Below are 20,119 nucleotides of genomic sequence, written 5' to 3' on the forward strand. Positions count from 1 at the left end.
TCACTCCTTTCGCACCACACTTGGTTTGTCTTGTTGCTGTTTAAGGTTATTTATCTGGTTAATTTGAGAATCTTGAGAAGTCTGAAAATTATTGTTTGACTGTTGTTCAACATGTTGTTCAACATATTTTCTCGGTTTATTGTCTTTGTTAGATTGATTGTCAACAGTTAGCAAATAATTAACAGGATTAGAACTAGATTGGGGTGGTTGTTTAACATTTAACGCTTGTTTTTGTTTTAAAGTGCGTATTAAACGTTCTTGGGAAGTTTTTTCCTCCGAGTTAGGTTTTTTTCGTACCAACGATTCACTTTCAGACTCCTGTTGCTGTTTGGGTACGGGCTTTTGTAGTCCAAAACCATTTAACAGTTCGTTCAGCTTCAAACTGACATTCAGATACACACCACCCCGAGAACGATAACCAGAAAAATCCCGATCGTCGACACTACCAAAGCTGTATCCTACACCAAGTCGTAAATCGGGCGATAAATAATATCCACCTTCCAATGCCCAACCAAATTCATCAAAATTTGGATTATTGTTGGAATTTTGACCAATCCAGCGTCCTTCTAGAGCTAAATCTGTACGATAGCCAGTACGGTAAGTTGCTCGCATTTGCGCCAAGTTAACATTACCGTTAAATCTATCGCCGTCAAAATAAGTGACACCATTACGGAATGCATATTTACCATATAATTCCCAGCGCCAATTTGGGGCGTAGATACCTTCCGCAGACAAGGTATGACCTGTAGCCGTAGAACCAGTAATTTGGTTTTCTATTGTCGAGTCAAAGTTTTGTCGCCACTCATATTTGAGCAAAGCATTGAATTTATCGTTGTTAGGGTCGCGATATGCCAAACCAACTTTTAGATTAGCGGTGTCTCCTAACTCTTGGAATCTTGTTCCACTGGCCCCAATATCGCTTACATTTGAAGGTAAGAACACATTTGCCTCACCTGCTTGCTGATAACGAACAAGTGCTGTGAGGGCTGGGGATATTTTACCGGCAGCCGCTGCAGAAATTACTGTATTATTACCTTCGGCACCGTCGCGATATTCCATCCTGGCACTAGCTTTTAAGTCAGGATTATCCGTGTATTCCAGACCCACGCTATAAACTGAACCAGAAAATAGCCCTAAAGAGGATGCAGTTTGTCCAACTGCGTAATACTGGGGAAATGTATTACCTGAACCTGTAGCGTTAAACACGTTTTTGAATACGTATTCATAACCGACATTCATGCGTAATCCTGGTGCTACAGCCCAACCATGACCTAAGCCGACGGCTCCTTGACCTTGCAAACCATTAAAGCCTGAAAGTACGGAATAACGACCTGTCAGGGCTGTATTTTCCGAAAATTTATGATCTAAAAGCGTGTCAAAAGTTGTAATAGAATTACCTTTGAGCAGCTCGCTACGGTCGTAGAATTGATGTGCTAGTCGAAACGTCACACCCGGATAGGCTTTCCAGTCCATTGCCAAGGTGGTACGGTTTGGATAAAGGGGATCGCTATCGCCCAAATTTAATTCATTTTGCGCCTGAAAAGTTAAAGATTGGGTTAAGGGTAACTTGAGACCGGAGACTAATTGGTTTGCATCTCCATCAAAGCGATCGCTAACTCTATCTTCTCTCGAGCGATTAACATATTCCAGGTTTAAATCTGCATTGCCAAACTTTTGCAGTATTCCCGCCCGGAAAGTTCTCAATTCATTATTGACTCTTTCACCCGGACGTGCTTGTGGTTGTGGGTCAAATAGATCGAAGAAATTAATTAAATTACTGGCTGCGACACCATAGTTTTCTTCAATATCGTAGGATGTCCGCAAGCTGGTTGTGTTAGTAATTTTGCTCAGCAAAGATGCCCCATAACGAGTTTGTCCGGGGAAAAAGCTAAACGTGGCATTATTAACAAAATTTGGTTCTACTGCTCGGTAATAAGCTGTACCTTCAAAATTGCGACTAATTTTACCAAAAGCTTCTATGCGATAAGCATTACCGCTAACATCTCCACCGTTGAGTAAATCACTGTTAGAACGAGCATACTCACCAATGATTTTACCTTTATCTCCCAAAGATACTTGGAAGTCTGCACCAAATAGCTCAAAATCTCGATCGCCTTGGTCTTCTAACAAATAACTCCCCGCAACGAAGGATTTTTTTTCGGCTTCCTGGGAGAAGTTATATTGCAAGCGTCCGCCAAATAAGTCAGAATCATCACCACCATCATTTTGGTAGGTAACTACTACTTTTCTAACTAAAGTGGTGCCAAAACCAGGATTGAGTTCCGTTGCCAAAATTGGACGCCGAAACAGTAAGGTACCCCGGTCATAATCTATGTCATAATCCTGACCGCGAAATAGTTGTTTGCGTTCAACTACTGTTCCTGGACGGTTAATTTCTTCAGATTCTAAATAAACGGTTTCACTACCAGGAACTAATAAGCGTCGAGACAGGAAATAGTTACCGCTGGTACCGTTGGGAATAAAGGTGTCCCTTTGGAAACCCTCAATGTTATTTGCATACAAGCCTGTAAATTGCAAATTCCCAAAATTATAGTTGGCTTTGAAACCATGTAATTGTCGCGACGTCGCTGTATACAACTGGGAAGACCGAGTAAACTCTTTGGTGTTGTAATCCCCCCACATGAAGTAATCTGGCTCTGCTCCTGGAATAGAAGGAGTACGTTCCAAACGAGCATAAAAACTATCTATAGAAGGAGCAGTGGAAGTAAAGGAAGAACTATCGCCGTAGACGGGATATTTCTGTTCGCAAAATTGAACCCCGCCAAATAAACGATTTCGACCTTCACAGTCTTCATTCAAAGGACGATCGCTATTAAAAGCTCCTGTAAACAACCATTCTCCAATGGAACCAGTAGCAAAAACAGCCGCATCAACATCAAATTCAGTACCACTGTCTCCCGGTCTGAGAAATTCACTCCGGCTTCCCCAATAGTCAGTACCTTTAGCACCAAGGCGAAGATTAACAACTCCTGTAACCAAAGAAGGTCGCAAATAAGTGGTAAATTCTACCTGCGTGTAGGCTTGAATTGGTTCATCTTGAAATCTATTCCAGGCTGTAGAGTCAGTTTGCTGGGGAAATGATGGGTTTCCCAACAGACCTGTTTCTCGACGTAAATTGGGGGATGGCTTTCTAATTTTCACAACAGCAGCCCGAATGCGAACTTGTTGCGCCTTAATCCCAGATTTCAGAGTGGCTATAAATTCTCCACCCCTAGCTATAACCTGAAATCCTGGTTGGTCTTTATTTTGGTCTGCACCAATAAATTTCCCCGCAGAACTAGTCAAAGTTACCATCACATCATCATTGATGGGTTGATTGTTCGCGTCGGTAATTTCCCCTCGAATTTTAATTGTGGAACGCCCGTCAGCTTGTATTCGCGGTTCCCCTATGGGTGCAATCTCAATTTTTGGTACTTCTTGACGAATTTGTTTTAAATTATCGATTTTGTCAGTACCAGTTTGTGCAGTTTCTGGTTGGGAAGATATTTGAAACTGTTTTTGATTTTTATAATATTTTTTTCCTTTTTTGAGTCGTTCGCGTAACTCACTTGTGCTACGAGCAAACTTTGTACTTGCAGGATTTGTACTTGCAGGATTTGTATTTGCAGGGTTTGTATTTGCAGGGTTTGCCTTTTCTTGGAGAGATTCTTCCAATGAAGGAGTGTTCTGGCTTTCCTGAGGGTGGAAATCAAGTAACTTATTTGAAGCAGATACAGTTGACCGATCGCCAATACCACTTCCTTTATTTAAGTTTACTTTTTGATTTTTATCAGATTCTTGAGCAAAAGTTTTGCTTGAATAAGCAGCTTCAACCCCCAAAAATGCCGGTACAACAGTTGCAAAAACCGCAGATAACATACTTGCGCGATTGCGACTGATGAGGATAAGTCGCAAAATACTAACATTTTTGGCAATGAATACTCCTAGTTTTTGACGTTTCATCGCTTTTCCTCCGAAAAAGCCGGTGTTACCGCAAAATTAACCCGCACCATGCTGTTAGGTGCTATTTTCACTAACCGTGATTGGCTGTTCCTTTCGATGAAATATTTATTGGGAGCAAGGGCATAGCCGGGTAAACTACTTAGATCGAGGGCAGCTGTTCGAGAACCAGATACAACACCAGGCAAAGAGTACAAACCTTTGGCATCAGTGACAATCCGATTGCCATCATCCATAAAAATTACCGCATTCGGTACTCCCGGTTCATTTGGTTGTTGTTCGCCATCAAAGTTTTTATCAACGAATACCCTACCAATTAGGGTGCCACAATCTGATAGAATACCACCCCTAATGCGGACGCGAAAACTGCTAGGTGGACTATTATTGACCTGTGCAACGTTTATACCATCTCCCCTAATAGCGTCTGGAGTAACTTCCAGAGCATAAAATACATTCAAAATTTCATTTGGCTGCAACACTTCATTTGTTGCAATAGAAATAGTGCGACTGGAGGTCTGATTGGCGGTTAAATTAACTGTTCTATCTCCTGTTCCCCCTTGTATAGTTCCTTTAAGAGATTTAGAAATAAACCGCAAGCCCACAGGTAAGCGATCGCTGATGGTTAAAGACTCTGTTGCTGCATTTCCAGTATTCTCAATTGCGAGCCGGTAGATTACAGTATCCCCAGGTTCAGCCGCAGCTCGATCCCCAGTTTTAATAATCCTTAAGTTTGCTTGAGAAGCTGTGAGAGTTACAGTATTCGACTCTACTTGTTCGTCAGGTTGATTGTCGGTTCTGGCAGTAGCTGTATTATTTATCGTTCCATTTTGGGCTATACTTACTCCACTACCGTAAGTATAAATACCGAAAAATAAAAAAGTTAAAAAGAGGCCGTTATGCCTCAACCAGGAGCTGATCTGTTTCATGGGAAGGCATCAATGGTGTATGTATATTTCCCAAATTTTTTAGGGTTTTATATTTACAAAAGACTGTACTTTAGCGTATTTTTTTATACGTTAAAGATGTGAGGATGCTTCCAGTTACATTATGGAGAAACTATCAGAAACTCATCCATTTTTAGCTGATTCGCAAACACTTTTACAAACTCTTCAATCTTACTTTAAGAATATTTCTTTCCCGAGATAGATATATACTTACTAATGCTTCAGAAGGGTAAAGATGTGATTTTTTTATTGTCATGGCAAATACAACCCAACTCCTCAAATATATGTGTATTTCAACACCAAAATTCAATCTTTAAGTAAAAAAAGCTCTGAACTCAGAATCACTTTGTCAGATCGCTAAAATCGATACTAGCTTGACATTAGTAGCTTTCAAAAGAAATGAAAGCCTGAAATCATGGCTAAAACCAAATTACAACTTGCAATCCATTAGGACATCAGCAAGTTAAGGTTGATTCCTTATATTTCATTCTAGGTTTTACATTATCTTCACATAAATAGAGTTTTTTATTACTCCTTTACAAAATCTTTGTTTTTGTTCTAAGAGCATATTATCTAATATCCAATATCCTCAACAATAATATTGTTGATTTTTTTTGATGCTGGATGCCACCTTGTAATTAAACTTTGAAATATAAATGTATATTTCAGATTCAAAATAATTCAAAATGATAGGAAGCAAAAAGATATTATTTGATATTGACATGTTCCACAAAATCAGTATTTTACCCACGAGCAAAATTGAAAATAATTAAAACAAGTTAAACGCACAGATGTAGACAAATAAATGAATCATTTGTCATCCATGATAATTTTTGACAGCAAAACTTTAATTTGCGTTGACTTTCTCCACACCGAGATGTAATGGAACCACACCATGAAAGCAATGCTTAGCAGGTATGCTTTTTGGAGTATCGCAATTTTCGTCTTACTTCTAACTGAACTCTTGGAAGGCGAACAAAATAATAAGGTCATTGTGCCTGGGTTATTCCGAGGAGTATCCCCAGTTTTGCCTGCTCAAGTAATTATATTGAACTCAAGCACTCTGATAAGTGGAAGTATGCACCAGGTTGCTTGCCGAATCTTAAACTTTTGAAGGTCACACTTAAGTAATATTACCTGTGGATTATACACAATTAATCACTATTCACAAAACTTTCTCAGTAATTTTTCTTGTTTTATAAACTGTATTATATTTATCCAAGGCTTGACTGTTAAATAAATCATAACGGAAAAATATAAAAAAATACACTTTTTTTGCTGATAAATTTACGGCTGTCAATTAAACTATCTTATTTGACTAAATCTCCTATTTTTATCATGTTTGCAGTTGTTGCAGTTATACTACAAAGTTATATAAAATACACTATTTTCTCTAGTCTATTTTTTCATTTCTAAATTTTAGTCTTTGAAATCGTATAATTTTAAATTTCAAAAAAATATAAAATTATGATTGAAATTCGAAATTAGAGAAAATGGATTTATACGCAAAAATTTGTCATTATGTATTTGTGCATACATGCAGCTGTTAGTATTACGAGTTAACGAGAACTATTTTTCTATACATTTCTCATATAGTATTAGGCGCAAGTGAAAGTTTTTTAAATTCATCAATCTTCTAACCCAATTACGCAGTGTTATATATTTAAATCAAGCGGGCGTAGATAACCAAGAATAATCACTCTATGGTGAATTATGAGATACGATGACGCCTTCATAATTTCGGTTCGGGTTTGGGAAAGCGTCCTCAAGGAGTTCTGTTATCAAGAAGGAAAAAGGACTTAGTGCTTCAGAGTATTGGAGAGATTGATTATAAAAGATTTGAACTGCACCTCATCCGGTGAAGCCATCCCGTAGGGTAAGGTGCTTGCACTATATCCCACCACTGAAGCGCGTGGGTTTTGTGCTCCGATACTATAAATTTGAAGAGTTTTGTAATTGTGTAGATGCTGTAATGGTAAAAATGTCCTAACCTTTATAGGCAATAATCCATCTCCATAAATTAATTTAGGGTTTTGAGCGCAATTCCGATCAAACCCAGGATAAAGACAATTCTGCAAACAAGATAATACCTCCGCGCAACTATGTGGTGGAGGTTTCTTAAAATGAGATTCTAGATTAATCAGACAAGAAAAAATGTCAGACAATATAAAGAATATTTAGTATATATCCTCATATTCTGTAGCTTCAGCCCTTCTGTGTTCTGGGCGTGGTGGCAAAAATTCCGCACGTCTCACAGGAGTTAATGTTGGATTAGGAGAATTATAAGGATGAATTACCTGTACAGCACGAGTAGAACGTGGTTTTTGGGAAAACAAAGCAGAAACTCCCGCTACCACAACTCCACCACCGACAGTAAGAGCCATTCCACCAACTGCTCCCCACAAAATACCTGAAGACCACCACTGATTTTCAACAGCAAGAGGTGAAGCGACTTGTTGTGGAGTATGCTGAATAGTTTGAGGATTTAGAACCTGTAACTGTGCTTGATATTGTTGACTAATTTGAGTTTGCAACTGCTCGTTACGATTTCTCAGTCGATCATTTTCCCGTTGCATGTTTTCCATTTGCAACTTCACGCGATCCACATCAGAGCGTAGTTGCTCGTTGACTAGGCTCCCAGGAGAAGATGAAGGATTTTGCGGTACATAAGAATATTGATTCGCAGGTGGAATTGCAGGTGGAGCAACTACAGGTTGCTGTGGTTGCTGGGAAGATATGGAAAAATTCTGTGCTGCATTCCCACCAGCTCCTTTTAATAGCAAAAGTGCCGCTAAGCCTGCTACAGCGACACCACCGATAAATGCCATACTTTCACTCATCGTCTTTGCCCCCTAACCACGAAACCAATATTTACTGATAAACAATTACACTCTCTCACATTCATAAATTTACTACCCTAGAAGACTTTTCATAAAATTTATACTTTAACAAATTGTACCTTAACGGTAATAATAAATAGTTTTTTCACCGTCTAATATGTGCCTTATATATTCAAGATCATATCCGTTAAATTGTCTACTCGAAGAGATGATAACAAACATTAGAGTTATATATTTTTAATATTCTCTTCCAATTCCATCAAAATTAATAATTGAGTCATATTACAGATTGACAGACCGGACGTCCGGATTTTACAAGAATTTACTTTAGCTCCAGATCTCCGATATACAGGCAAATCTTTACATTTATTTGAAATTTTATCTGAAAAATATTTAAAGTTAGTAAAAATATTATTACCTGCTGGGACTGGCTTGAAAAGCTAGGGGCGCAATCCTAAAGATTTTAAATTTCATTTATGAAACCACTAGACATCGTAGGTAGCGCAGCTAGAGGCTAGAAGCTAGAGACTAGAGGCTATCACTAACGTCACCTTGGGGATCCGCCGACGCCATAAACGCTCTAGCCATAACATGTCCGTAGTACAAACAGGATTACAAATGTCCTAACCTTATTGCGTAGTCCTACAGATTAACCGATGTAGATTTAATCAATTTTTGTGGGGGACAAGAATATCTACTCCACAGTAGTTAAATTTAAAATTCCCCTTGATAATTCCGACTGCAGTTAACGATTTACTTTATTGTTCTGACTACGTCAACTTGATAACTACAGACGAATAATGACAGACAATTAAATTTCAAATGAATAATAAAAATTAATAGTAATTTTGAACTTCTAAGAAAAATATAAGCGCTTAACAGAGTTAGGAATAGATGAAAACACAAAATCTATTTACAAAATATGTTTAGTTATTCATTTTTTCCTGTTCTATCTCAGCTTGTATTTTTGCTAATTCTTCCTCAGAAAGTTCATCCAAACGTTTTTGAAAAAAAGCTTGTTCGTATTCTTCCCGTTGTTGATGGTAGGTCATTTTATTGCCCACTGCACGAAACAGATAGGTGAATAACCAGCCAAGCAAACCGCCAACTAGTAATACCTGGCTCCAAATACCAGCAGACTGGCTATCTAAACCAACTTGTTGCAGCACCAAATATATCAAACCACCTGCAACAAAAACACCTAAACCAATTCCAATCGCGTCAATGCGTCGCATCCAATTTATGACCTACCAATTAGGACTACACTACAATTTTGCGTCGCCGGGGTCGCAAGTTTACGATGGGCGAGAGCAACAATAAACCAGGGAAGAAAAAGAAAACTAAAAAGTACATAAAAGCGCGCTCTAGTGAACTGGCAACATACCAGCGAAAATTGAGATATAGCAAAATAAAAACAGGCATGACTAATAAGTAAGTTCCTGCCAAAGCCAGATATAGTAGCGCTACAAGCATCTCTTTTACTTTGTACTCATTAAGGACATACAACATGTTCCGCTTGAAAAAGTCTAGCAATACTAGACCGAACTCCACGGAGTTTGTTTGGTTAATGGTAAGCCTTAGCCCTTAGTTCCTTTGCCTTAACGGTGTGGTTCCTCGAGCAATAACGAAAATACTGCAAGCTGCAGCACAAGGCCTTATATTATCATAACGCTTGCTTTTAATTTATTTCACATTAACCTTCGTACTTTGTTTTTGTGTTTGGTTTTATTTACTTTCCTAAAATTCTTTAGTTTCAAGAAGTCATTATTTTGACGATAGTATAACTTAAAAGTCAATACTGGAGAGACTTGTAAGATTTTTGAACACTGTTGATTTATTACAGTAAACTGCAAATGTTCATACTTAATCCCAAGAGGTCGAAAAAAAAAATTCAAAATTTAATGGACAAAAAATACAATTCATGCTGGAATATATGAGGAGGTTTTTTCGGGCCTAGCTTAGCAACAGGTCTAAAAAGTCTTCAGTTATGTTCAGTTTCGGGGGTGTGGCGGAATGGTAGACGCTACGGACTTAGAAAACTGAGCCTTGATAGAGAAATCTTTCAAGTGGAAGCTCTCAAACTCAGGGAAACCTAAATCTAATTAACAGACATGGCAATCCTGAGCCAAGCCAATTAAGATTTACTATCTTTAATTTGGAAGGTGCAGAGACTCGACGGGAGCTACCCTAACGTTTAGGACGAGGGTAAAGGGAGAGTCCAATTCTCAAAGTCTAAAGAGTTGATTTAGCTTGTAGACAGTAGCGAAAGCTGCGAGAGGATGAAAATCCGTTGACCGTAAAAGGTCGTGAGGGTTCAAGTCCCTCCACCCCCATTAGATAAATTAAATAATTATAAGTTCGGTAGTAAGGATAGTCTCTTACTATCGATATTTTTTATTGTGAAGTGAAATAAACATACCGTGCGACAATCTTTATCTCTCATAAAACCAAGACTTACACAAACCAACTTGGATATTCTTTTTTAAAGATTTTAGCCCAAGGGTTAATTAACGGTTGGATGGGAGCTTTTGAAACTTTATGTTGATGCTGCAATTGAATTTTTGTGACATCTTCCACTCAAACCTTCTTCCTTCCGACGGAGTCGGTCACGCTTTGCTAACAGCTACGCTGCGGGCTAGTATTAGCGACATTGCTATCTCCCTTTGGGAGACGTAATACCTATAGCTGCGCTACCTTACGGATCCGCTTACGTTGCGTAAGTCCTATTAATAAAATTGTGAAATAAAAAATTAAATAGAAAACTATTACTAGCAAAGTTTTGTACGGAAATAAAAAGTATAAAAAAAATAATAATTAAGTATTTTCTACTGAATTCCGAAGTATTTTAAAGTCGTATTTTAATATTCTGTCAGAGTTGTGTAAAAGAAATAATTAGATATGGAATATCACATTGATAGTGCAGAATACTAAGGTTAAGCTGAGAAAACTATCAATACCTAATGTTCGAGTTTTGAGTAACTATAATGAGCGAGAGTAGGTTACTAAGAATTCAGGGTCGTCATCTGATTTCAACGAGTGAGCAGTTAACGCTTAATATACAAACACTACAAGATAAACTATATTGTTTTTTATTAGAAATTGTTAAAGTCTCACATCCAAAGGATGTATTAAATGAATTCAAATATTTATTTATCGAGCCTTTAGAAATATACGAAACTGATGCATATCTTGGAATATACGAGATTTTTGTCGGCTGTGATGAAATTGAATTCCGTAATACCCTAAAGCGATGCTGCTATATACTTATCAATAATTGGGAAAGTCGTAGAAATCACAAGTATATTCAAGACTTAGTTCATCTATTTGCTGAATATAAACCTCAGGAACAGATCACAAGATTTCCCAAGCTCAATATATTTCGTTCTTGGCTTAAAAACTTTATTAACAGTGATGATTATAAAGGGTTAAATTTATTTGTATCCAAACATGAAGGACAATTTCAAAATCATTGGGTAAATCGCTATCGTTCTTATTTACTAGTTAATCAATATTTAAATAAAGATAATCCTATAGAACAAAAAGAAGCTGCAAAAAAACTATCTAAAAAGCTCAAGGATAAATATAAGTTCGAATTAGCAATGTATATTGCTCACTCCCAATCTAACTATTCCCATGTAAATAAATATCAAAATCCTAGTATTTTAGGGGAAAAGGTTTTATGTCTAATCAAATCAATCGTCATAAAAAAAGGAATATTTAGCCACGCTAACATTGCCAATATTTTTCTAAAACAAACTCAAAGTCAAAATTTTCAAGAGTTTAAAGTAAGCTTTGAAAAATACTTGATTTTTTCTCTTAAAAAAGAAACGGAAATTGAATATATTCGAGAACAACTATCAAACAAACTTTTTAACTGGAAGCAAAAATATCACGATTACCAAGTCAGTCAAGGATTAATTCTCAGAACTTGCACCAAAGTAATTGATTTTCTCACCGTCGAAAATGGGAGTAAACCATCACCAATATTTATTTCTTTGCTTGAAGAAGGACATCCCTTAACTCTGGTAGTGATACTACTAAAAATTATTTTAGTGTGCAAAAATGCTCGTAATCATTTAGAAATGAGAATTGGAAATCTGATTTGCTACTACGAAAGTTATCCAGAGCAAGAATGTCAAAAAATAATTAATTTTCTTGAGATTTTCAATATTACCTTTGCAATTTATGCAGATGACGTTGAATATAATCTGATTAATATGGAAACTAAAAGTAATTCAAAAGCAGACTTAGAAGGTTACCATGTCTTTTCCTTAATCAAGGGACATAGTAAATAATCAAGGGACGTAGTAAATAATTAAGCGAATAAATATCTATCTAACCAAGACAAACCAGCTGCTACGCTTTCTGCAATTATACTTATGATTCTATATAAAACTGTAGCCGTCACTATTTGCGCTTCAGGAATAGTGTACTGAAGAATTGCAATTGCAGTAACTTCAAATATACCCAGACCACCAGGTGCTCCTGGGGTAACTAAACCCAGTAACCAAGAAAAACTAAAAGCTCCTACGAGTAAGGGTAGTTGATTTAAATCTACCGGACCAATTGCATAAAGGGTGAGAATAAAGCCGATACTACGCAATCCTAAGAAACCTATCTCTCCAAGTAGGGGTAACAAAGGATATCTACGAATGCTCTTAAGCATACTGGACATGCTTCCACTTTGATTTTTTTTGATTTTTAAGCGTTGTAAAAAAATCACAACTGGATTTAAAATCCATGGGTGGATCCCGCAAAGTACAACAGCCAAGGCGAAAACTTGTGCAATTACGATCCAAGCTGATGTATTATAAGCAACGAATATTCCCCCAACTAAAACAGTAATTAAAGCTGCTGCTGCCATTAATAGCGGTTCCAAAATTACACTTAAAGCGGCTACAGCAGTCGAACCACAGGCTTTAGTAGCAGCATTAACCCGCAAAATATAATGCCAAACGTTACCAGGAAGATACTTGGCTAAGTTTGTATGTAGATATACAGGTATCAATCCTGAAGAATCGGTTCTTTGGTCAAACTCTTTGATTATCCAAGTCCATACTAATCCCGACCAAGTATGTGCGAGTAAAGTCACCCCAGTTGCAATCGCTAAAATTATTTGTTCTGCGTTACTAATTTGTCCGATTTCTAGAGTGATTTTATCCCAATTACTGGCTAGGGTTTTAAATAAAAAAAATAGTGTTATACCTAGAATTAGGTATTTTAAGAAGGGAATAATTTTTTTCTTCATTTTAGTAGTTTAAACAACAACTATAATTGGGAATAGCCACATCAAATCATATGGGAAGATATATTTATTCACCAAGCTTACAGACAACTTTGTTAATTTATATTTGAGTTTATGTTCTGAATACTACAAGTTTTAAATTTAACTTTAATTTTCTATTAATTAATAAGATATCAACTTTGATTTTTTGTGATTAGTACTTTCGGCGATTAAAAATAATCCAAACTTTTACTAAGGAAAAAAATTACACTACTTCAAAATACTAATTTTTTATCTGAGCCATATCTATTATTTTCTAACAGCCAGACTAATTTAAGCTGAATATATAATTTTGATTTGTGTACAAAAAAATACTAAAAAGGTATGCAGTTATTTTACCGAACTATGATTTTCAACAATTCAGGTGCTTCTAAACTTTATAGTTTCATCATTTAACTAAATTTTAATCTTAATATTAATTTATCTTTTCTTTTTAGATTTATTAATTGGCTATTGACATCTAAAATATCAAAATGTTTTGTATTGCTGTTTCGTCAGGCATCAATGCAAAACTGGCTATGTTATTGGCTCCATTTTTTAACTTCCCATTAATTCACAAACAAAGTAATCCGATGAGAGGGGAGGAGAGTGACTCGAGACAAGCTTAGCATAAGTAATTTTAATGTTTGCAGTGACTTAGGTACAGAATAAGCAATATATTTCTTAAGACAGAAACTAGCTTTCCATAATCTGCCAGAAGATAGTCAAAAAAATATAGCTTTTTGTAGAATATGATGTTATTTTCCTATTTGTGAGATTTAGCATTTATCTCTTTACTATTTAGCAGAGGTAATTTCGATCGTGTCCCATATAGCCAATATTGGCAAAACTATTAACGAAAAATATTTTGCTAATTACTAGTAGCAGATTGTAGGTATTGCTAATTCAGTTTATTTATACAATTTGAGTGTAAGTCAGCTTATAAAGTTTATTAATAATTTCTTTAGGAATGTGGAGGTTTCATCTGATTGCTTAGAATTTAATTGTTAAAGCTAGATATTTTTATATGGTTATTCCTGTGTAAAATTTGTATCTCGAGCAATATTTATATATCAGATAAAATTATTATATTTCCGCTAATTTCATGTAAATAGCATAAACAAAAACAGATATATAATTTATATTTATAATAGTTTATCCCTCAATTTTGCCAATAGATTATATATCTGTTTATGTATATTGGTTTTAGCATTACTCCTAAACAATATACAGATTAATTTTCTCAAAGAAGTGTTTATCCAAAAAAAAAATTATATTGTTTCATTTGCTTTTATACTAATCGTAAATTTTATCAAAATCAGTTCATGGATTAAGGATATTTCGTTTTGTTTTTAGTCAAAGCGAATCTATGTAGATTGTCAAACATGTAGAGAATATAGGAGTGTTCAAGAGTATGAATAGTTTATTTACTTGGCTAAGAAAAATTCAGTTCAAGCAAATTCTAATTACTTTAATTGCGGGAATATTTTTGTTTTTTACACAAGCTTGTAGTACCATATCCGCGTACAATACGACTTCTCCATCTGTAGGCGAAGATTTAGGTACCAACGCCAAAGAAATTTTTGATGAAGCTATTAAAAATGCAAATAATTTTGCAAATACCTTCAAAGAAGGTACTGAAGATTTGTCACATCTGATTCAAGATAGTACTAGCAATTTAACTACTGAGATACAGGAAGAAGTACAAGCACCTGTAGAAGAAGCTGCAAGTAATCTAGAAACTAAAGTCAGTGAAGATATCGAAACTACTAGTACTACATTAGAAAAAACTGCCGAAACTATAGAAGATAAGACCAGCCAAGATATTAAAGCTACAGCAGAAAAATTAGAAACAGCTAGCAAAGTAGTTGAAGATAAAGTTGAAGAAACTCAACAACCTTTGGAAACAGCTAGCAAAGTAGTTGAAGATAAAGTTGAAGAAACTCAACAACCTTTGGAAACAGCTAGCAAAGTAGTTGAAGATAAAGTTGAAGCAACTCAACAACCTTTGNTCAACAACCTTTAGAAACAGCTAGCAAAGTAGTTGAAGATAAAGTTGAAGAAACTCAACAACCTTTAGAAACAGCTAGCAAAGTAGTTGAAGATGAAGTTGAAGCAACTCAACAATCTTTGGAAACAGCTAGCAAAGTAGTTGGAGATGAAGTCGAAGCAACTCAAAAATCTTTGGAAACAGCTAGCAAAGTAGTTGGAGATGAAGTTGAAGCAACTCAACAACCTTTAGAAACAGCTAGCAATCTGCCTCAAAACATTGTTAACTAAGTAATTGACTGTTTGCTCAATTTACCTGGTGGTGGTAAAAGAACATTTGCTTTAGTCTTAATTTTTGGTAACTTCAAGACAATTTTCTGGATAAATCATAAAAATTTATGGGATGCATGAGAATTAATTGTCTCATGCATTTTTTTTATCACTGTCAAATTTGGACAAAATCAATGCATATATAACTTGTGCAAATCTGTATAAATATACTCAAAAATTAATTAAATTAGATAATTGGATATATTTGCTTTTATTGTATAAATTTATTTGATTTTTTTAAGCTTTGCTAGGGCTCAATCCAAAGGTTTTAATCGCCCGTAGCAACAAAAAGAGTTATGCAATGAAGATTGGTCATTGCAACCGGAATGCAGTACAGGGTTAGCGTAAGCGCGTAAGCGTACAGGACCGCAGGTAGCGCGTGTACGCTATCGCTTTTCCTTACGGAAAAGTTACACTAACGTAATTACGTAATTACGTTTATTTTGCGTCAGTCCTGAGATATATGAGTTGGGATTGATTATCCTGCTTGGCAGAACATGAAATTATTGCTGCATCTCAGAAGCTTGCTTTTGGTACCAGTTCTGGAGAGCCAGACGTTGAACCTCTCGCCATGGAACATTTTGATTGCGGGCTATTTCGGCACAATCCTCAAATTCAGGTTGAACATTGATTATTAATTTTTCTTCTCCATTTCCTTTCCATGCAACCTTTACCCTAACTTCACCGTATTCAGTTTCAACATATTGAATTTGTCTTTGCAAGATAGCCCGTTCTTGGAGCAAACGCCGCACTCCCAAAGTACTTGTCTCGCGAAATAATACTGCTTCACAGTCAGCTATTTTTGCGGGAGGACAAACTACACTTAGCAATATTCCGGGACGAGATTTTTTCATCCCAAGGGCTTGGGTAAAGACATCTAGAGCTCCTACGTTAAATAAGGCTTCAAAAATATAGCCAATGGCTTGGGGACTCAAGTCATCTATTTGAGTTTGCAAAACATAAATTTTTTCCAGACTAGGACTGATATTTGTCTGTGCAAAATTATGGGTATTAGTTGGTTTTGTAGTGCGATCCCCAACCCACAAACGTAAAATATTGGGAACTGCCAAATCCATAGAACCTGCACCCCATCCAACTTTTTCGATACTCATGGATGGGGGTGCACCAAAATCGCTTGCTAAAGTCGTCACGATCGCAGCACCTGTAGGAGTGACTAATTCTTTATTTATGTTGTTGCTATAAACCGGACAACCACGCATTTCCCACAACTTTAATACGGCTGGAACCGGTACCGTCATCTCACCGTGGGCTGCATGAACGGTCCCGCCGCCAGTAGGTTGTTCCGAACAGAATAATAATGGAAATTCCCGCTCATTATTATCAATTCCCAGCCAGTCTAACCCCAAACAAGTCCCAACAATATCAACGATCGCATCTACTGCTCCTACCTCATGAAAATGAACCTTTTGGGGATCTATTCCGTGCACCGATCCCTCTGCAATTGCCAAGTTCCGAAATATGGCTAAGCTCCATTTTTCTACTCTTTGAGGTAGTTGAGCCCCTACGATAATTTTTTCAATCTCAGGTAGATGACGCCCGTGATGGTGTTGATGTTCCCGAGCGCGATCGCAAACTAAATCGACATCTACTTTTGTCGCTTCTTGAGTTCCCCTGCGAACAAGTTCAGCCCTCAGGCGATATTCACCTCCAATTCCTAACAGATTCAACTTGTTTATTAAGTACTCCAAAGGAATTCCCAAACTGACCAAAGCACCCAAAAACATATCACCGGAAATACCTGTTGGACATTGAAGATAAATAATTTTACTCATGGTTAAAATTCCTGAAAACACTTGCCTTTCTAGCTTTAGGCTGAAACTCTATGGAGAATTTTTATGCCCTCAGGGTAAATTATGCCTGTTTGGAACGCTTAAATATACGAATGAATTAGGTGTTGCTCCCCTGAGGGAGGTACGATAGCGAAAATATTTCCTGTAAGGAAATGCTGACAACTGATTCTTATATCCTGATTCCAAGAATGAGAATCTTCAGACTAATGACTAACTCTTAAAACTTGCTGCTGCGTTTGTTGAGAGTTTTGTTGACTTTTCCTCCGGTCCCATTCTTCCAGCGATTTATGGCAAAAATTCTGACAGTCCATCCTGATAATCCGCAAATACGCCGAATAGAAGAAATAAAAGCAGCGCTGCAGCGTGGTGCATTGATGCTTTATCCCACAGACACAGTCTATGCAATTGGTTGTGATTTGACTGTAAAGTCGGCAGTAGAGCGAGTGCGGCAAATAAAAAGCCTAGCAAATGATAAACCCCTAACATTTCTATGCCCCTCTCTTTCTAATGTTGCATCTTACGCCTTCGTGAGTGATGCTGCCTATCGAATCATGAAAAGGTTGATTCCCGGTCCTTATACCTTTCTATTACCCGCGACGAAATTGGTTCCAAAGCTGGTGCAAAACCCCAAACGTAAAACAACTGGAATTAGGGTACCCAAGCACAACGTGTGCTTGGCTTTATTGGAAGCTCTAAGTAATCCAATTATCTCCACTTCCGCCCACTTCCCAGCAACAGAAACAGAAGACATAAATCTACCAATGACACGAATGGAATTATTTGACCATTTGGAAAATTTTGTTGATGTCATTGTAGACACCGGCAAAGAACCAACAATCGACGTATCCACAATTATCGACTTAACAGGAGACCCACCGAATATTATTCGACAAGGCTTGGGTTGGCAGGAAGCTGAAGTCTGGCTGTAGAAAATTACTGCTACAGCAAGAACAATGTTTTTTAAAACACTAGCCGGGGTGCTCCAGTTTTAGGATTGTCATACTCAAAACCCGGAGGTTAAGTCTGCCACAAATCACGGCAAACTTAATTCTATCAAGGGTTTGAATGTATTTATCCTAATTTTTTTGGGTGGTGTGCCACTCACAATTAAAGTTGCTTGCCAATAAACCGACACATGAATATCACCGTAACTTTTTTAGATTTTTTACAGTCATATATGTAAGCGGTAACCACAAGCAGAGCTAATAGATGGCAGCATCGGGCTAGGAAAACATTTAACCCTGTACTCTGATCGCTTTTGGTACTGTCTCAATCAATTGTAGTTAATGGTGCTATACCAATCTCATAAAAAATTATGAAAGTCAACCTTGCTAATCTACCAACTTGCAAACCCGAATCAGAAACACAAGTTTCTAGTACTGAATTTTCCCCAATATCTCATGATTCATTCGTAAAACTACTGTGTCAGGAAATACAGCCTCAAGTTAAGGTCGGATCTCATAAAGGTGTAGAAGCTTTAGCCAAGCGCATCGCTTACGAAGTAGAACGTATATGTACAAAAAGCTCTCGAATTCAAACTTCAGGTGAAATCAGTTCCTGGAAAATGACTTTGGCACGTCACAGGTTACAAAAGTGCCTGCGTTACTACAAACTCGGTTCCCAAAGAGGAAGGGTAGAATTACATAGTAGCCTGGGAGCGATGGTTTACCGGCATATTTCTACTCCCAATGGTCATCTCAGCTTTGATGGACGTTACAACTTAATAGAAGATTTTTTACAAGCGTTCTATATCGAAGCAATTAAAGCCTTCCGGAGAGAAAATGAACTTCCTGAAGATTACACTCCCCGGACTCGCTTACAACTAGCGGAATATATGGCATTTACAGAACAATATGCCAAGCGTCGAATTAATTTACCCGGACGTTGTAATCAACAGTTGATTATTTTGCGTGCCCAAGGCTTTAGCCGTCGTCAGCCCCAAGAAACGACTGTAGATATTGAAATGGCTGTGGAATCGGCAAGATCGGAAGATGCAGAAGCTTATCAGCGCAATTCCGCAGTACAGCAAGTTAGAGCACAAATGGTTGCTCAATCTCAGTACGATATTGCAGAGGATGCGGAGCGCAGCCGTGTAGTTAATGAACTAGTCAAATACCTAGAGTCCCAAGGTCAACAAGATTGTATAAATTATCTTGCCCTCAAACTTCAAGATTTAAGTGCGCCGGAGATAGATCAAATTCTTGGTTTAACTAGTCGCCAAAGGGATTATTTGCAACAACGTTTCAAATATCATGTGGAAAAGTTTGCTCGCACCCATCACTGGCAATTAGTTCATCAATGGTTAGGTGCTGGACTAGAACAAAAATTAGGATTGTCTTCTAACCAATGGGATAACTTCTGGAACCAACTCTCCGAGCAACAACGGCAGATGTTCCAACTCAAGACAACTCAAGAAAGCGACCAAACTATTGCCAAAAAGCTTAAATGTACTCCTAAGCAATTACAAAAACGTTGGTCTCAGTTACTAGAACTTGCATGGAATATCCGTAACACTAGCCAGGAAGCGCTAACAAGCTAAAGCCTAATGAACTTTTATTTGCAAAACCTAAAGTAATTCATCATTTTTGGCTTTATTTCGTCGCTCATTATAGTTAGTTAAGCATGATAGCTGCCGATATTCAATCTACTTCATCTTATCTTTTCCAAATTTGGAAGGAATAGTAAAGAATTTCAAACCTTTCACAGACCGAATAATTCAAACAGAATCATCATTTGTGTGAGAAAAAAAGCTAAGAGTTGTTCCCTCAGATCTCGGATATCCAGTTAATTATTGCATTGAAAAGTTCATTTAATTCATGAGTCTTTCTCGATAGAATTAAGACATTTCTATTAATACATTTGTATCTTTGTCGAGTGCATCTGTACCATCAAAAACCGTCATTTTTAATGTTTTATAGAGATTGAAAATAGAAATGGATAATTCATATTAAGTAAAAGAAAAAAATCTGCTATTTCCGCGAA

11 protein-coding genes are annotated in these 20,119 nt (G+C 37.0%); 4 read left to right on the top strand and 7 right to left on the bottom strand.

Annotated elements, in window-relative coordinates; all coding sequences use genetic code 11:
• From BC008_RS08500 to ndhL, 5 genes are all read right to left on the bottom strand, one after another.
• Complete coding sequence (locus tag BC008_RS08500; protein WP_235595825.1) at positions 1–3,963, bottom strand: Ig-like domain-containing protein; 3,963 nt, start codon at positions 3,961–3,963, stop codon at positions 1–3.
• On the bottom strand, positions 3,960–4,886 hold the full coding sequence (locus BC008_RS08505; RefSeq protein ID WP_027843952.1) for a DUF11 domain-containing protein: 927 nt from the start codon (positions 4,884–4,886) through the stop codon (positions 3,960–3,962). The genes BC008_RS08500 and BC008_RS08505 overlap by 4 nt, the downstream gene beginning before the upstream one ends.
• Positions 4,887–7,081: 2,195 nt before the next feature.
• Positions 7,082–7,744 (bottom strand): hypothetical protein, encoded by a 663-nt coding sequence (locus tag BC008_RS08515; protein ID WP_027843951.1) that lies wholly within the window; start codon positions 7,742–7,744, stop codon positions 7,082–7,084.
• A gap of 926 nt (positions 7,745–8,670) precedes the next feature.
• Entirely contained in the window at positions 8,671–8,979 is a 309-nt protein-coding gene (locus BC008_RS08520) for a DUF3007 family protein (RefSeq protein ID WP_027843950.1), read from the bottom strand.
• A 25-nt stretch (positions 8,980–9,004) separates the two neighbouring features.
• Positions 9,005–9,253: an NAD(P)H-quinone oxidoreductase subunit L gene (ndhL, locus tag BC008_RS46180; RefSeq protein ID WP_072207702.1), complete on the bottom strand. Its 249-nt coding sequence runs from the start codon at positions 9,251–9,253 to the stop codon at positions 9,005–9,007.
• Between the two features lie 1,475 nt (positions 9,254–10,728).
• Here ndhL and BC008_RS08525 point away from each other — a divergent pair.
• A complete protein-coding gene (locus tag BC008_RS08525; protein ID WP_027843949.1) occupies positions 10,729–12,039 on the top strand; it encodes a hypothetical protein in 1,311 nt (436 codons plus the stop codon).
• A 20-nt stretch (positions 12,040–12,059) separates the two neighbouring features.
• Here the strand turns inward: BC008_RS08525 and BC008_RS08530 are convergent, their stop codons facing one another.
• Positions 12,060–12,992 (bottom strand): lysylphosphatidylglycerol synthase domain-containing protein, encoded by a 933-nt coding sequence (locus BC008_RS08530; RefSeq protein WP_027843948.1) that lies wholly within the window; start codon positions 12,990–12,992, stop codon positions 12,060–12,062.
• Between the two features lie 2,145 nt (positions 12,993–15,137).
• Between BC008_RS08530 and BC008_RS49330 the strand changes: the two genes are divergently transcribed.
• Positions 15,138–15,287 carry a hypothetical protein gene (locus BC008_RS49330; protein ID WP_161938090.1) on the top strand — a complete coding sequence of 50 codons (150 nt, stop codon included), beginning with the start codon at positions 15,138–15,140 and terminating at the stop codon, positions 15,285–15,287.
• 542 nt (positions 15,288–15,829) lie between these two features.
• On the opposite strand, the gene larC is transcribed toward BC008_RS49330, so the two are convergent.
• On the bottom strand, positions 15,830–17,119 hold the full coding sequence (larC, locus tag BC008_RS08540) for a nickel pincer cofactor biosynthesis protein LarC (protein ID WP_027842004.1): 1,290 nt from the start codon (positions 17,117–17,119) through the stop codon (positions 15,830–15,832).
• 305 nt (positions 17,120–17,424) lie between these two features.
• On the opposite strand from larC, the gene BC008_RS08545 reads away from it, so the two are divergent.
• Together BC008_RS08545 and BC008_RS08550 are read left to right on the top strand one after the other, a co-directional pair.
• Positions 17,425–18,066 carry an L-threonylcarbamoyladenylate synthase gene (locus BC008_RS08545; protein ID WP_027842003.1) on the top strand — a complete coding sequence of 214 codons (642 nt, stop codon included), beginning with the start codon at positions 17,425–17,427 and terminating at the stop codon, positions 18,064–18,066.
• Positions 18,067–18,452: 386 nt separating this feature from the next.
• The gene (locus BC008_RS08550) at positions 18,453–19,676 is read left to right on the top strand and encodes a HetZ-related protein (protein WP_027842002.1); all 1,224 of its coding nucleotides are present in this window, start codon (positions 18,453–18,455) and stop codon (positions 19,674–19,676) included.
• Positions 19,677–20,119: the final 443 nt, after the last annotated feature.

Origin of the sequence: Mastigocoleus testarum BC008, assembly GCF_001456025.1 — a bacterium.
GTDB lineage: Bacteria > Cyanobacteriota > Cyanobacteriia > Cyanobacteriales > Nostocaceae > Mastigocoleus > Mastigocoleus testarum.

Bases quoted from the DNA above. Each gene is read 5' to 3' on its own strand.
- BC008_RS08520 (WP_027843950.1), bottom strand. From the start codon at position 8,979: ATGCGACGCATTGACGCGATTGGAATTGGTTTAGGTGTTTTTGTTGCA.
- BC008_RS08525 (WP_027843949.1), top strand. From the start codon at position 10,729: ATGAGCGAGAGTAGGTTACTAAGAATTCAGGGTCGTCATCTGATTTCA.
- BC008_RS08550 (WP_027842002.1), top strand. From the start codon at position 18,453: ATGAAAGTCAACCTTGCTAATCTACCAACTTGCAAACCCGAATCAGAA.
- BC008_RS08530 (WP_027843948.1), bottom strand. From the start codon at position 12,992: ATGAAGAAAAAAATTATTCCCTTCTTAAAATACCTAATTCTAGGTATA.
- BC008_RS08515 (WP_027843951.1), bottom strand. From the start codon at position 7,744: ATGAGTGAAAGTATGGCATTTATCGGTGGTGTCGCTGTAGCAGGCTTA.
- BC008_RS08545 (WP_027842003.1), top strand. From the start codon at position 17,425: ATGGCAAAAATTCTGACAGTCCATCCTGATAATCCGCAAATACGCCGA.
- BC008_RS08500 (WP_235595825.1), bottom strand. From the start codon at position 3,963: ATGAAACGTCAAAAACTAGGAGTATTCATTGCCAAAAATGTTAGTATT.
- BC008_RS08505 (WP_027843952.1), bottom strand. From the start codon at position 4,886: ATGAAACAGATCAGCTCCTGGTTGAGGCATAACGGCCTCTTTTTAACT.
- ndhL (WP_072207702.1), bottom strand. From the start codon at position 9,253: ATGTTGTATGTCCTTAATGAGTACAAAGTAAAAGAGATGCTTGTAGCG.
- larC (WP_027842004.1), bottom strand. From the start codon at position 17,119: ATGAGTAAAATTATTTATCTTCAATGTCCAACAGGTATTTCCGGTGAT.